Genomic DNA, 13,593 nt, shown 5'->3' with positions numbered 1-13,593 from the left:
ATCGCAGTAGAGCAGATGGACTGAAAAATCTATACAAGCAAGGCGTGTCCAGTGATTTTGTAAATGATCTGTCCTCTGTCCCAATCTTGGCGGAGGCTTCTGTTATACTGAGCCGCAATTATTTTTAGTCAACAGCAGGACCTATTATGCGTATCGACCAACGAGCATTAGATCAATTACGTGAAGTGAAAATTACCCGTAACTATACACGTTATGCGGAAGGTTCCGTATTGGTTGAATTTGGTCATACCAAAGTGCTGTGTACTGCCAGTGTGGACAGCTCTGTACCACGTTTCCTGAAAGGTCAGGGCCAAGGCTGGGTAACAGCAGAATACGGCATGCTGCCACGTTCAACACATACCCGTAGTGATCGTGAAGCTGCTCGTGGCAAACAAAGTGGCCGTACTCAGGAAATTCAGCGTTTAATCGGTCGTAGCCTACGTTCAATGGTCGATCTGAAAAAACTCGGTGAAAATACCATTACTATTGACTGTGACGTGATCCAGGCAGATGGTGGTACCCGTACTGCATCAATTACGGGTGCTGCAGTAGCATTGATTGATGCCATGAATGTATTGCTTGAGAAAAAGAAAATCAAACAGGACCCACTTAAGGGTCTAGTGGCTGCAATTTCTGTAGGTATCTTTAAAGATGAAGTACTACTAGATCTTTGCTATGAAGAAGATTCAAACTGTCAGACTGACTTAAATGTCGTGATGACTCAGGCAGGTGAATTTATTGAAATTCAGGGGACTGCTGAAGATAAGCCATTTACCCGTGAGCAATGCAATGACATGCTAGCCATGGCTGAAAAAGGGATTCAGGAACTGATCAAGAAACAGCAAGAAGCTTTGGGCTGGTAAGTCTTTCAAGCTGTAAAAAACGCATCTTCGGATGCGTTTTTTATTATAGCTACACATTGCCTGACAAAAAATGAACAGGATCTGTCTACTGTGTAACCCCTGTTTTAAGCGATGATCTTTCAACCAAATCTCATTCAGAAGGTTATAACATGAAAATATGGTTGATGGCATTTTCAGTATTTGCTGTACTGGGTTTAACTGCCTGTGACTCGAATTCTCGTGATGAAAACCGCGATGGTGCAAATATGGAACGAGGAAGTGATACCAATTAACAGAGTAGAGGCCATTCAACCTCTATGATTTATATCCTTGAGAATAAGAAAAAGGGTGCTATGGCACCCTTTTTAAATAATAAGACTTTAACCATTAAAACGCATCGATAGGTCAATAGCCTTCACATCTTTGGTCAATACGCCCATCGAAATATAATCTACGCCTGTACTCGCCACTTCACGTAAGTTATCAATGGTGATATTGCCTGAAGCTTCCAGTTTGCAACGGCCAGCCACATGTTTGACCGCATCAATCATTTGCTGCTGACTGAAATTATCCAGCATCACGATATCAGCCTCGGCTTCTAGGGCCTGATTCAGTTCATCCCAGGTTTCAACTTCCACTTCCACCGGTTTACCCGGTGCAATCTGGTGTGCCTTGGCAATCGCCTGGCGAATGCCACCAGCCGCCATAATATGATTTTCCTTAATCAAGAAAGCATCGAATAGGCCCAGACGGTGATTCTGACCACCACCGATAGCGACTGCATATTTTTGGGCAATACGTAAGCCTGGCAGCGTTTTACGGGTATCTAAGAGCTTGGTATTCAAACCTTCCAGCTCTTTGACATAGTTTGCCGTCTTGGTCGCAACTGCAGACAGCGTCTGTACAAAGTTCAGAGCAGGGCGTTCTACAGTCAGCAAGCTACGTGCAGAACCGGCCAGTTTTAGAAAAGCTTCATTGGCAGCGACATGATCGCCGTCATTTTTTAGCCAGATCACTTCTACACTCGGATCATAGGCCTGAATCAAGGCATCGACCCAAGGCTGACCAGCAAGAACCATTGTTTCACGGCTAATAATCGTGGCAGTCGCCTGTTCATCTTCAGGAGTCAGCAGGGCAGTAATGTCACCATCGCCAATATCTTCGGAGAGTGCCTGTTGAATATTGATCTGAATCGACTGTTCTAGCAAAGCCTGAGATATGCTCATGAGTATTTCCGTATCTTTTTTAGCCGTGAAAAATTGTGCGTTATCTTAACACCGTTACATTAAAATGAGCGATTTTTCATACAGTCTGCCGGGATGAATTGAGATTTGCCTATGAAAGTTTTAGCATTAAGCCGGCTGCAATCCTGATATTGCAGATTTTATTTTTGTACAGGACAGTTTTATGCAACAGGCAGCTGAGTTTCAAATCCGGGACGGGCAATTGCTCGGGGCGCGCCAGATCCCTTCTCCAAATTTTAATCAGCGGCCTGAACATACCGACATCCAGTTACTGGTGATCCATAACATCAGTCTGCCACCGTCACAGTTTGGTGGTGGCTATATTGAACAGTTTTTTCAGAACCAGCTGGACTGGTCAGTGCATCCGTATTTTCAGAGTGTTGAAGGCATGCAGGTATCTGCACATCTGCTGATTTTGCGTTCTGGTGAAGTACTGCAGTTTGTGAATTTCAATGACCGGGCCTGGCATGCAGGTCGTTCCAGCTATCTGGCCAAAAAAGAATGTAATGATTATTCCATCGGGATTGAACTGGAAGGCAGTGATGACCTACCGTTTGAACAGGCACAATATGATGCCTTGGTCAAAGTCACCGCCTGTTTACAAAACTATTATCCAAAAATGCAGCAGCATATTGCCGGACATTCGGACATTGCACCGGGACGTAAAACCGATCCGGGACCGTATTTTGACTGGTGTGCTTTTCGTGCCCAGTTACAAAATTATAAGAACCCATGACCCTTCAGGAAGTCATGTGATTAAGCAATGAACTTCTTTTGCAAGTTTCATTACAATAGGCCCAAATTAATTATTAGGTGAATAGGATGGCGCTTTGGCGTTCGACCGTAATTGTCAGTGCGATGACCATGTTATCGCGGGTTCTGGGATTGGTCCGGGATGTGGTTTTACTGAATGTATTCGGTGCCGGTAAAGATTTCGATACCTTCGTGGTGGCATTTCGTATTCCAAACTTTTTCAGACGGCTATTTGCAGAAGGGGCATTCTCCCAAGCCTTTATTCCGGTACTGACAGAATATAAAACCAACCGTACCCATGCTGAAGTGCAGATCCTGATCAGCCGGGTCTTTGGCTGCCTAGCTACCTTCATGACCACCCTGACCATGATTGCCATCATTGCCGCACCTGTGATCATGTATATCTATGCGCCAGGCTTCCATGGCGATGAAGCAAAGTTTGCGCTGGCCACAGACATGTTCCGTCTGACCATTCCATACCTACTGTTTATGTCATTGACGGCTTTTGCCAGCAGTATTCTGAACAGTTATGGCTCTTTTAGTACGCCAGCCTTTGCTCCAGTTTTATTGAATATTGCCATGATTGCCGGTGCGCTCTGGCTCACGCCTTTTATGGCAGAGCCGATTATGGCGCTAGGCTGGGCAGTCGTGATTGCCGGGATTTTGCAGCTGGCAATCCAAATTCCAGAGTTATGGCGTAAAAACCTGTTGATTCCACCGAAAGTAGACTTCAAGCATGAAGGGGTGGATCGCATCATGAAACTGATGCTACCCGCTTTGTTTGGCGTATCCGTCACCCAGATCAACCTGTTACTGAATACGGTTTGGGCTTCTTTCATGCAGGACGGTTCAGTGTCCTGGCTGTATAGTGCTGAACGGATGACCGAGTTACCATTGGGTCTGATTGGCGTGGCAATTGGTACCGTGATTCTGCCGTCTTTATCCACTCAGCATACAGAAAAGAATCCGGAAAAATTCCGTGGCATGATGGATTGGGCGGCGAAAGTCATCGTACTGGTGGGTTTGCCAGCCAGTATTGCCCTGTTCATGCTGTCAACACCGATTATTCAGGCATTATTTGAACGCGGACAATTCACTTTTGAAGATACCCAGATGACTGCCTTGGCACTGCAATGTATGAGTGGCGGTGTGATTGCCTTTATGCTGATTAAAGTCTTTGCTCCCGGCTTTTATGCCCAGCAGGATACCCGTACACCGGTACGCGTCGGTTTAATGGCAGTAGCAGCCAATGCAATTCTGAACGTGATCTTTATCGGTTTCTTTAAGCTGATTCATTGGGAAGCAGAACATATGGCGCTGGCACTGGCTTCGACTGGCTCAGCCATGGTCAATGCGGGTCTGCTGTATTTTTATCTGCATCAACGCAATATTTTCCGTTTTGGGGCGCACTGGAAAAAAATCTTTGTGCAATTCATGTTTGCCAATGTGGTGATGATTGCAGCTTTGGCCTATGCACTGAGCTGGTACAATGGTGATGTATCACAGTGGATGCGTGTACTGGAAGTGCTGATTTTATGTGTGGTCGGGGTAGTGGCGTATTTGGCCGCATTGGTCGCTGCTGGTTTCAGACCACGCCATATCAAACCGTAATCCATTTTGGGCGCATAAAAAACAAGAGCCAAATGGCTCTTGTTTTTTCTGTAGGAAACTTTTCCTTAAGCAAAACTCAGTCGCTAGACCTTGCCGCGAGAAAGGAAACCAACAATGGCAAGAATAACGGCAATCACCAATAAGATAATCGCGAAATCCTTAGATAAGCCTGCTACTCCACCGAAACCGAGTAGACTGGCGATTAAGGCAATCACAGCAAAAATAATAGCCCAGCGAAACATATCAATTCTCCATGTGTTTTTATTCTCAAATCCAGTATAGGAATATTCAATTTTGGGCACTGTTAGTGTTTTGTTGATGTACTGTCTCTGATTTAACAATAGTTTACGTGATATTAATAAGATTCACGTCCCTACATTTCCTTTGTTGAGACTTGGTATAATAAGCTGATTTTTACCATAGCCGTTTTGATTATGTCTGATGCCTTACGTCCATACTTCTGGAAAAAATATAGTCTCACTGAGCTGACGCCAGAAGAATGGGAAGCACTTTGTGACGGTTGTGGACTTTGCTGCCTGATCAAGCTGGAAGATGAAGACATCCACGAAGTCGCCTATACCAAAGTGGCTTGTAAATTACTGGACTGTAAAACCGCCCGCTGTTCGGATTATCCGAACCGGCTGCAATATGTGCCCGATTGTATCCAGCTAACACCTGAGAAACTGGGCACCATTCACTGGTTACCATCAAGTTGTGCTTATCGCCGAGTTGCTGAAGGGAAAAGCCTGCCATCCTGGCATTATCTGAAGACAGGTTCACGACAAAGCGTAATTCAGGCCAAAAAATCTGCTGCTGGTCGCTGCTTAAGTGAAGTCGATATTGATGAAGATGAAATTGATGAATATATCGTGCGCTGGGTGCGCTAACTGTTAGCGCAATCCAGTCCAATCAAATGATTAAATAAAAAAATTAAGCCGCCTGTTGTAGCAGTTGCTGTGCTGAAGACCCGGACATAGGACGATAAAAATAAAAACCTTGTCCGATCTGGCAATCACAATTAATCAGCGTGTCCAGCTGTTCGGTATTCTCAATACCCTCGACCAATACATCCAGAGAAATACTGGAACCAATCTGGGTAATGGCTTTGACAATGGCCAGCGCAGACGGATCATTATTCATGCGTTCTACAAAATTACGATCAATCTTGATGCAGTCGACTGGATATTCCTGCAAACGGGTCAGGGAAGAATGACCGGTACCGAAGTCATCCAGAGAAATATGAATTCCATGTTTTTTCAGCAGGTTTAGTGCCCGGATCACATAATTGGCTCCGCCTTCGGATAAGCTCTGCTCGGTAATTTCCAGTTCAACCTTATGTGCAGGAATATCGAATCGGGACAGACGAGCCAGGAATTTCTCAGCATAGTCATCGCGCAGGAATTCAACTGGAGCTGCATTGATTGAAATTGGCAGTATATCCAGACCCTCGGCTTGCCAGCGGCTCATATCCTCAAAGACTTTTAGCTGCATGGTTTCACTGATGCGCGAAGCTAAATCATAATCCTGGAAAGCAGAAAAAATATGAGAGGGTAACTGGATTTGATGTTGCTGATCCTGCCAACGCAGTAAGGCTTCGAAACCAATCACCTCACCATCGGAGAGGCGAACCTTAGGCTGATAATAAGGAATAATCTGATCCGCATGAATAATCTTGCGTGCCAGCGTCAGTTGTTTGGTCATGTTTTCCAGTGACCTGAACATCTCCTGATTAAACATGCGAATCCCGCCACGACCACTATTTTTCAGATCATTCAGGGCAATATCGGCACATTTCAGCAGGTTAGAGCTATTCTGGGCATCACGCGGATAAACGGTACAACCAATACTCATACCGATACTCATACGATGGCCGACATAACTCACTGGTTGTTCCAGTTGGGCATAGGCCAGTTGTGCAGTATTAATCAGCTGGGCTTCGTTTTCCAGGTTTTTGACTAAAATAGCAAACTCATCGCCACCCAGACGGGCAACGACTATATTGTTTGAGCCAAAACAGGCCTGAAAACGCTTGCCCAAGACATGCAGCAAATGGTCCCCGGCAATATGACTCAAAGTGTCATTGATATGCCGGAAATAGTCTAAGTCGATCAGGAGCAGGCCAACCATTATTTGCTGTTGCTTGGCTTTTAGCAGTACCTGTTTAAAGGTCTTATAAAAGGCATTGCGGTTATACAGTCCCGTCAGCTCATCACGCTGAATTACGGTTTTTAAACGGCTTTCAGCTATTTTTTGCTGACTGACATTGCGTGAAACACACAGGATATTTTGGGGAATATTATTTTCGTCCAATACTGGAGTTAGTAAATGATCCCAGTATTGTGGGTCCTCATTCTCCGTCTGGGCTTTTTCTACAAAATGGCTATTTAAACCTTGAGCAGCCTGTTTTAAAGCGCGTTGTCCGGTTTTTTTAACTTCAGCGGGTAACAGGCTTAACCATGAATGCGGGGCAGGCTGCTGTTCAGGATCAATCCCTAACTTATGACAGGCTGACTGATTGATATGACGGATTTCGCCTTGTGGAGACATCACTTTAATACAATCGACACTGGCATCCAGCATGTTTTTCTGGGTAGAAATCACCTGAGACAGTTGTTGCTGAATCTCAAAATATTCATGGATATCGGTCAGTGATACTGACCATTGCAGCAGATGTTCTGCTGTATGCTGAAACTTGATGGCCAAGGCACACATACGGTAGCTGGAATCAGCCGATTTAATCCGGCACTGGGTATTAAAGCCTTGTTGCTGATTCAGGGCAGTATGCCATTGCTCAGAAAACGCTGGCTGATCATCTGGATGAATCAGGCTTTGCCATTCTTTAGGGCCATATTCACTTAAATTGGTACCTAAATAATCCGAAAGTGCCTGATTAAAATATTCAATATTATCCTTGCCCAGCACCCAGAGTGGATGCGGCACATCATTGATCAGATCTTGTAATAATCTGGATTTTGCCTGTTGTTCATTAGAAGATTGTATCGAGGTTGAAATAAGCGAATCAGCGCATTCTGCAGTTGTTCGTCTAGATTTATTATGCTTCATGCATCCCCACCGATACCACCCAAAGAGCATCCAATCAGTTGCTCAAGTCCATTCTAATTAATATGAGATAATGTGAAATTTACAAGGTTATTAACCTGTAATTAATCATGTTCTATTTATCTACTTTTCATAAGATTAATCCATTCATTGTAAAAAAAATAGAGATTTCTTACATAAATTAAATTTTTCTCATAAATGTTTGAAATATTGGAATCAAAACTACCAGTGTTAAAATGAAAGCAGAATTTAATTTGAGCCAATAATAAGATGTCAGACAGTCATATCCCGCTTCCAGAACGCTTGCGGCCTCGCGACCTTGCAGAAATTATCGGGCAGGATCACTTGCTTGGAGAGAATGCACCTCTACGTCAGATGATTGACCAGGGACATTTACCATCGATTATCTTCTGGGGTCCACCTGGAGTAGGTAAAACCACGATTGCCTTGCTACTTGCCCAAGCGGTGGACCGGCCATTTATCAGCCTGTCTGCACTCAATACCGGTGTGAAAGAATTGCGTGAAGTCATTGCGGAAAGTGGTGATCTGCTGACGCCTGTAGTGTTTATTGACGAGATTCACCGTTTTAATAAATCCCAGCAGGATGCACTGCTAAATGCCGTCGAAAAAGGCAAAATTACCCTGATTGGCGCGACGACGGAAAATCCATCTTTTGAAGTCAACAGTGCCTTGCTGTCACGTTGTCAGGTCTATACCTTGAATGCGCTGAGTGACGAAGCGATTCAGACTTTACTGACTCAGGCGATTCATACTGACAAATTCCTGCAGGAACGCTATATCCAGATTGAAGAATTTGACGCCTTATTGCAGTTTGCCGCAGGGGATGCGCGTAAGGCACTCAATCTACTAGATCTGATTGCCAGTACTTTTGAGGCTGATCAGGAAAATATCATTACTAATGCGATTGTGGTCAAAGTCGCACAGCAGAATATTGCCCGTTATGACAAGTCTGGCGAGCAGCACTATGATCTGGTTTCGGCCTTCATCAAGTCGATTCGTGGTAGTGATCCGGATGCTGCCCTGTACTGGATGGCACGCATGCTGAAAGGTGGTGAAGATCCGGTCTTTATTGCCCGCCGTATGCTGATTGCGGCATCAGAAGATATTGGCAATTCCAATCCGAATGCTTTGTTGCTAGCGGGTGAATGCTTCCGCTCAGTTCAAGCGATTGGTATGCCGGAATGCCGGATTATTCTGGGACAATGTGCGGTTTACCTGGCGACCAGTGCCAAAAGTAATAGTACCTATCTCGCGATTAACAAGGCGATGGATCTGGCTGAAAAAACGGCCAATTTGCCAGTGCCTTTACATCTGCGTAATGCACCCACCAAGTTGATGAAAGAGCAGGGTTATGGAGTGAATTATCTGTATCCGCATAACTATCCGGAACATTTTGTTTTGCAAGATTACCTGCCGCCTGAGCTGAAAGGCACCAAACTGTACGAATCGGCACGTAATAAGCGTGAAGTGGAAGGCGAACGTCTGCAACAACGTCGCTGGCAGCAGGAACAACAGCAGCAGTAAACAAAAAAAAGCCCAATTCAAGGAGAATTGGGCTGAAATAGGATGTCTTGGGGGAGATACATCCTAGAGGGTAAGAGTATAAATCTGGTCGGCAACATCAGATGGATTGCATCTGCTGAGGATGTTGCCGGAATGGAGTAATATTAAGATATGCATTGAATAATGTAAAAACGATCATTTTTATTAATAAAATTCATTTTTTCGATCATAAGATTAGACAATAAAAAACCAGGCTATTTGCCCGGTTCTTTGAAGCATTATTAGTGCTTAGATATCTTCAAGATTGATACCTAAACGTGCAGCAACCTCTTCGTACGCTTCAACCACGCCGCCTAGGCCTTGACGGAAACGGTCTTTATCCAGTTTTTTCTTGGTGTCTTTATCCCATAGACGGCAGCCGTCTGGAGAGAATTCGTCACCCAGTACGATACGGTCGTGGAACACACCAAATTCAAGTTTAAAGTCAACCAGAAGCATATTACCCGCTTCGAATAATGCTTTAAGCACATCGTTCACTTGGTAAGTCAGTTCTTTCATTTTTGCCAGTTGTTCAGCAGTCGCCCAACCTAAAGCAATCGCTTGAGATTCGTTCACCATTGGATCGCCTAGCGCGTCATCCTTGAAGAACAATTCGAATGTTGGAGGCGTTAACTCTTTACCTTCTTCTACACCCAGACGACGGCATAAAGAACCCGCAGCATAGTTACGTACTACACATTCTACTGGAATCATTTTAAGTTTTTTCACCAGCACTTCAGTCGGTGTCAGCAGTTTCTCAAAATGAGTTTCAATACCAGCAGCAGCCAGCTTTTCCATGATGAAGGCGTTAAAACGGTTATTCACCTTACCTTTACGATCCAGTTGTTCGATTTTTTCGCCATTGAATGCGGACGCATCGTCACGAAAAACTAAAATCAGGTGGTCTTCACTGTCCGTGGTATAGACAGATTTCGCTTTACCAGTATAGAGCAAGGTTTGTTTTAACATGAGGGAACCTTCTACAAAAAAAATGCCTAGAAAATGTCTAGGCTGGCCAATTTTGGTAAATCTGGTTTAACAGTTCTGCTGCTTTTTCGCGGTCGGCAAAACTGTTATCGGGATTAAACACAGCCAGGGTGTTACTCGAACCTGCGGGAGAGAGTCTTAAAACATAGGTTTGCTGATCGACCTGAATCGCTACTTCATAACGATCTTTATTTTGACCAACGATAGAATGGTTAAGGCTGCTAAGCGTGGCAAGAGTGTATTGCCATATTGTAGCAGCATTTCCATCAATTTTGAGCAGTGGATTTTGATTTCCGTCAGTGACTAATTGCGGCTTTCCCGAAAAATTTTCTTGAGTTTCATCTGCTTGAGTTGAATTTACTGGCTGTGCAGTAGGACGTGGCATCGCAAATCGGTTACCACGCTGATTTTCAAGCTTTGGTGCATTTTCCAAGGCAAGCGGATCTACGGTCGGAGCAGGGTACAAAGGCGTTGCAGGACGAACCATTGACCCTTCAGGATATTGTAATGGTTGCAGCGTGGTTGTCTCTTTATAGTCCAAGGTACCGTTTTTAAAGGCCATTGAACTACAACCTGCTAAACTGAATACTGAAAGTGCCAGGGTAAGTCCTAAACGTAATTGCATAATCGTTGCTCTTTATTTAATGACGCTCGCTTCTACAAGTGCCTCATGAAGCGGAGCGCGATATTGTTCTGCAAGTGGTGTTAATGGAAGGCGAATACCTGTACCAATTAAGCCCATATCATGGAGAGCCCATTTCACAGGAATTGGGTTTGATTCGCAAAATAGAATATTGTGTAAATTTGCAACCTGAGCATTCATCTCTTCAGCACCTGCCGCATCTCCTGCAATGGCAGCAGCACATACTTCACTCATGACTTTTGGTGCAACGTTGGCAGTCACAGAAATATTGCCTTTGGCACCATGACCCATTAACTCATAGGCAGTTGCATCATCACCTGAGTAAACAGTCATGTTTTTGCCTGTCAGACCTTCAATCAGGGCAGCACCACGGGCTACATCACCTGTTGCATCTTTAATGCCCACGATCTGTGGGATATCTGCCAGACGGATCACGGTTTCGTTGGCCATATCCACGCCAGTACGACCTGGAACATTATAAAGAATTTGAGGTAGGTCAACCGCTTCAGCAATCGCTTTATAATGCTGGTATAGACCTTCCTGAGTCGGTTTGTTGTAGTAAGGAGTAACCAGCAGGGCAGCATCAGCGCCAAGTTCTTTGGCTTCCTGAGTCAGCTCGATTGCTTCACGAGTCGAGTTTGCGCCTGTACCGGCAATGATAGGAATACGTTTGTTGGCAACACGAATGATTTCTTTGATCACTTGAGTGTGTTCGCTCATGCTGAGCGTTGATGCTTCACCAGTAGTACCAACCGCGACGATACTGTTAGTGCCTTCTGCAATATGCCACTCAACCAGCTTCTCGAGACCCTTCCAATCTACGCTGCCATCTTCAAACATGGGGGTGACGATTGCGACAATGGAACCCTGAATGGTCTGTGCTTGCTGAGTCATTTTAAAAAACTATCCTATTTGTCCATCCGAAGAGAATGAGAAAACATATTTGGGATGGGTTTGTATTTTGATTTGTAGCAAATTCAATAGATTTGCACTGAATTGAATATTGCTTATGCAAATTATGACTGATCAAACGCATAAGAACAATATGCTTTAGTAAAAGCCACTGAATTCTTTATACAAAGCCTCCAGGCAACAATCAAGTTTTAATCGTTATGATTTTTTGCTGTCCAAATCATCCTTTATCCTCCAGCAGTATGAAAGCTAATGAATTCATTTTTTCAGTAAAAAATACATAGAATAAGTCACTTAAGTGAATTAGATAGATTTAGAAAACATTCTTTTAGGGCGTTTTAGGGGAGTATTAATATTTATATTCGATAAATTAAGAGCTAAAATATATCGAATAATAAATCTCATTTATGATGAATAAAAAGCAAAAATGCCTGAACTAATCTTTTTTTTCGTATTGGTGATCGGCACCGAATTTTTCTCACTGTTGAATTTCCGGGTTTGATGTATAAGTCTAAATCCAAAAATACTGGGATTTTAATACTCCTCATTAATTGCTTTTTTGACTTTATCGAACAGCATCTTAAAGTCATTAATTTTCTGGATTTTTCAGTATATCCGAGCCAATTGTTCAACTTATTGGTAGTTAATTCTCTTTAGCGGCTCATAGATGATGGCCTCTCTTTTGAACGCTGATTGAACAGGGATATTCCAATGGAAAAATCAGACAATAAGCACGCGATCATCACGGTAGGGATCTGCTTTCTGATCGCTGTGATTGAAGGCCTAGATATTCAGGCTGCCGGGATTGCCGCTGCTGGTATTCGTGAGCACTTTGGTCTTGATAGCTCACAATTGGGTGTGTTTTTTAGTACAGGGATTCTGGGCTTATTGCCTGGTGCACTGGTCGGTGGTCGATTTGCGGGCCGTATTGGTCAACCGCAATTTTTGCACTATTTACCTTATGTACCGTGTGGGTGAACAGTTTCCACAGTTTGCTGGCAGTTCGTTTTCTGGCGGGTGCGGGTCTTGGCGGTGCAATGCCAATCTTAATCACGCTGGCTTCTGAAGTCGTGGCTCCACAAAACCGTGGACGTGCCGTGGGCCTGATGTACTGTGGTATGCCAGTGGGTGCTGCAATCTTGTCTTTAATCGCAGCAACTGAATTCGGTGCAAACTGGAAAAATGTTTTTTACTTGGGTGGTTTATTGCCCATCATTGTGATTCCTCTGATGATGGTGTGTCTGCCTGAATCTAAAGAATACATAAAGGCACAAAACAAGACAGCCGCAGAACGTGCAGCATCTCCTCAGGGTTCATTCAAGGATTTGTTTAACTCTGACAACCTACTTCGTACGCTGTGTATCTGGGTGAGCTACTTCTTCACCCTGATGGTGATGTACATCATGTTGAGCTGGTTGCCTTCACTCTTTATGGAGCTGGGCTTCACCCGTAAAGATGGTTCAACTGCACAGTTCTATTTCATGGTGACTGCAACGATTGGTACCGTGATTCTGGGTATGCTGACGGATCGTCTGAAAAAAGCGTATGTCATTCTGTTGATGTATGGCGGTATCCTGGCGGGTTTATTAGCGTTGAACGGTGCAAGCTCACTTGAACAGATGTACATGGCCGCAGCATTGGCAGGTGCCTTCGTGATTGGTTGTCAGGGCGTACTCTATGCCTTCGGTAGTATCGTTTACCCGACTGAAGTACGTGGTACAGGGGTAGGTGTTGCTTCTGCAGTTGGTCATATCGGTGCCATGCTTGGCCCTGCAATTGCGGGTCAGCTATTGACAGCAGGCTTCGGTGCAGCAGGGGGTGATCTCGGCAGCGATTCCATGTATCGTAATCTCTGCGGTATGTATGCTGTTCCTGGTCAGCCGTACCAAAGTTTAAAAATAAAAAGATGAATATCCAAAAAGCCTGCACTGATGCAGGCTTTTTATTTTCTAGTATCAGTTCAGCTAAAGACAAATTC

At 44.2% G+C, this 13,593-nt stretch carries 12 protein-coding genes and 1 pseudogene; 7 read left to right on the top strand and 6 right to left on the bottom strand.

Annotation, left to right across the window (positions count from 1 at the left end; translation table 11 throughout):
• The first annotated feature begins 146 nt into the window (after nucleotides 1–146).
• Together rph and F897_RS18025 are read left to right on the top strand one after the other, a co-directional pair.
• Entirely contained in the window at nucleotides 147–863 is a 717-nt protein-coding gene (gene rph, locus F897_RS02470) for a ribonuclease PH (RefSeq protein ID WP_004781384.1), read from the top strand.
• A gap of 149 nt (nucleotides 864–1,012) precedes the next feature.
• Nucleotides 1,013–1,135 carry a hypothetical protein gene (locus tag F897_RS18025; protein WP_005232802.1) on the top strand — a complete coding sequence of 41 codons (123 nt, stop codon included), beginning with the start codon at nucleotides 1,013–1,015 and terminating at the stop codon, nucleotides 1,133–1,135.
• A gap of 87 nt (nucleotides 1,136–1,222) precedes the next feature.
• On the opposite strand, the gene nadC is transcribed toward F897_RS18025, so the two are convergent.
• Nucleotides 1,223–2,068 (bottom strand): carboxylating nicotinate-nucleotide diphosphorylase, encoded by an 846-nt coding sequence (gene nadC / locus F897_RS02465; protein ID WP_005232800.1) that lies wholly within the window; start codon nucleotides 2,066–2,068, stop codon nucleotides 1,223–1,225.
• Between the two features lie 181 nt (nucleotides 2,069–2,249).
• Between nadC and ampD the strand changes: the two genes are divergently transcribed.
• Both ampD and murJ read left to right on the top strand, forming a co-directional pair.
• Nucleotides 2,250–2,822 carry a 1,6-anhydro-N-acetylmuramyl-L-alanine amidase AmpD gene (gene ampD, locus F897_RS02460; RefSeq protein WP_005232799.1) on the top strand — a complete coding sequence of 191 codons (573 nt, stop codon included), beginning with the start codon at nucleotides 2,250–2,252 and terminating at the stop codon, nucleotides 2,820–2,822.
• Between the two features lie 77 nt (nucleotides 2,823–2,899).
• Nucleotides 2,900–4,450, top strand: coding sequence for a murein biosynthesis integral membrane protein MurJ (gene murJ, locus F897_RS02455; RefSeq protein WP_171065436.1), 1,551 nt, complete (start codon nucleotides 2,900–2,902; stop codon nucleotides 4,448–4,450).
• An 83-nt stretch (nucleotides 4,451–4,533) separates the two neighbouring features.
• On the opposite strand, the gene F897_RS16850 is transcribed toward murJ, so the two are convergent.
• On the bottom strand, nucleotides 4,534–4,692 hold the full coding sequence (locus tag F897_RS16850; protein WP_004647174.1) for a DUF1328 domain-containing protein: 159 nt from the start codon (nucleotides 4,690–4,692) through the stop codon (nucleotides 4,534–4,536).
• A 192-nt stretch (nucleotides 4,693–4,884) separates the two neighbouring features.
• Here F897_RS16850 and F897_RS02445 point away from each other — a divergent pair, with 192 nt between their 5' ends.
• The gene (locus tag F897_RS02445; RefSeq protein ID WP_005232797.1) at nucleotides 4,885–5,337 is read left to right on the top strand and encodes a YcgN family cysteine cluster protein; all 453 of its coding nucleotides are present in this window, start codon (nucleotides 4,885–4,887) and stop codon (nucleotides 5,335–5,337) included.
• Between the two features lie 43 nt (nucleotides 5,338–5,380).
• Here F897_RS02445 and F897_RS02440 read toward each other — a convergent pair whose 3' ends face one another.
• Nucleotides 5,381–7,513 (bottom strand): putative bifunctional diguanylate cyclase/phosphodiesterase, encoded by a 2,133-nt coding sequence (locus tag F897_RS02440; protein WP_171065435.1) that lies wholly within the window; start codon nucleotides 7,511–7,513, stop codon nucleotides 5,381–5,383.
• A gap of 267 nt (nucleotides 7,514–7,780) precedes the next feature.
• Between F897_RS02440 and F897_RS02435 the strand changes: the two genes are divergently transcribed.
• Nucleotides 7,781–9,055: a replication-associated recombination protein A gene (locus F897_RS02435; protein ID WP_005232795.1), complete on the top strand. Its 1,275-nt coding sequence runs from the start codon at nucleotides 7,781–7,783 to the stop codon at nucleotides 9,053–9,055.
• Between the two features lie 267 nt (nucleotides 9,056–9,322).
• Here the strand turns inward: F897_RS02435 and purC are convergent, their stop codons facing one another.
• The 3 genes from purC to dapA are packed head-to-tail and all read right to left on the bottom strand — an operon-like array spanning nucleotide 9,323 to nucleotide 11,597.
• Nucleotides 9,323–10,042 carry a phosphoribosylaminoimidazolesuccinocarboxamide synthase gene (purC, locus tag F897_RS02430; RefSeq protein ID WP_004781395.1) on the bottom strand — a complete coding sequence of 240 codons (720 nt, stop codon included), beginning with the start codon at nucleotides 10,040–10,042 and terminating at the stop codon, nucleotides 9,323–9,325.
• A gap of 37 nt (nucleotides 10,043–10,079) precedes the next feature.
• Nucleotides 10,080–10,685 (bottom strand): hypothetical protein, encoded by a 606-nt coding sequence (locus F897_RS02425; RefSeq protein ID WP_004781397.1) that lies wholly within the window; start codon nucleotides 10,683–10,685, stop codon nucleotides 10,080–10,082.
• Between the two features lie 12 nt (nucleotides 10,686–10,697).
• A complete protein-coding gene (gene dapA / locus F897_RS02420) occupies nucleotides 10,698–11,597 on the bottom strand; it encodes a 4-hydroxy-tetrahydrodipicolinate synthase (RefSeq protein WP_005232794.1) in 900 nt (299 codons plus the stop codon).
• 729 nt (nucleotides 11,598–12,326) lie between these two features.
• Between dapA and mhpT the strand changes: the two are divergent.
• A pseudogene (gene mhpT / locus F897_RS02415) lies at nucleotides 12,327–13,511 on the top strand (3-(3-hydroxy-phenyl)propionate transporter MhpT).
• Nucleotides 13,512–13,593 lie beyond the last annotated feature (82 nt).

It is taken from the genome of Acinetobacter variabilis (assembly GCF_000369625.1).
Classification (GTDB): Bacteria; Pseudomonadota; Gammaproteobacteria; order Pseudomonadales; family Moraxellaceae; genus Acinetobacter; species Acinetobacter variabilis.
This window is presented reverse-complemented; position numbering and strand designations above follow the sequence as displayed.

Excerpts from the sequence above, each read along its gene's own strand:
- F897_RS02445 (WP_005232797.1), top strand. The coding sequence starts at position 4,885 with ATGTCTGATGCCTTACGTCCATACTTCTGGAAAAAATATAGTCTCACT.
- purC (WP_004781395.1), bottom strand. The coding sequence starts at position 10,042 with ATGTTAAAACAAACCTTGCTCTATACTGGTAAAGCGAAATCTGTCTAT.
- ampD (WP_005232799.1), top strand. The coding sequence starts at position 2,250 with ATGCAACAGGCAGCTGAGTTTCAAATCCGGGACGGGCAATTGCTCGGG.
- dapA (WP_005232794.1), bottom strand. The coding sequence starts at position 11,597 with ATGACTCAGCAAGCACAGACCATTCAGGGTTCCATTGTCGCAATCGTC.
- F897_RS16850 (WP_004647174.1), bottom strand. The coding sequence starts at position 4,692 with ATGTTTCGCTGGGCTATTATTTTTGCTGTGATTGCCTTAATCGCCAGT.
- rph (WP_004781384.1), top strand. The coding sequence starts at position 147 with ATGCGTATCGACCAACGAGCATTAGATCAATTACGTGAAGTGAAAATT.
- F897_RS02440 (WP_171065435.1), bottom strand. The coding sequence starts at position 7,513 with ATGAAGCATAATAAATCTAGACGAACAACTGCAGAATGCGCTGATTCG.
- F897_RS02425 (WP_004781397.1), bottom strand. The coding sequence starts at position 10,685 with ATGCAATTACGTTTAGGACTTACCCTGGCACTTTCAGTATTCAGTTTA.
- nadC (WP_005232800.1), bottom strand. The coding sequence starts at position 2,068 with ATGAGCATATCTCAGGCTTTGCTAGAACAGTCGATTCAGATCAATATT.
- F897_RS18025 (WP_005232802.1), top strand. The coding sequence starts at position 1,013 with ATGAAAATATGGTTGATGGCATTTTCAGTATTTGCTGTACTGGGTTTA.
- F897_RS02435 (WP_005232795.1), top strand. The coding sequence starts at position 7,781 with ATGTCAGACAGTCATATCCCGCTTCCAGAACGCTTGCGGCCTCGCGAC.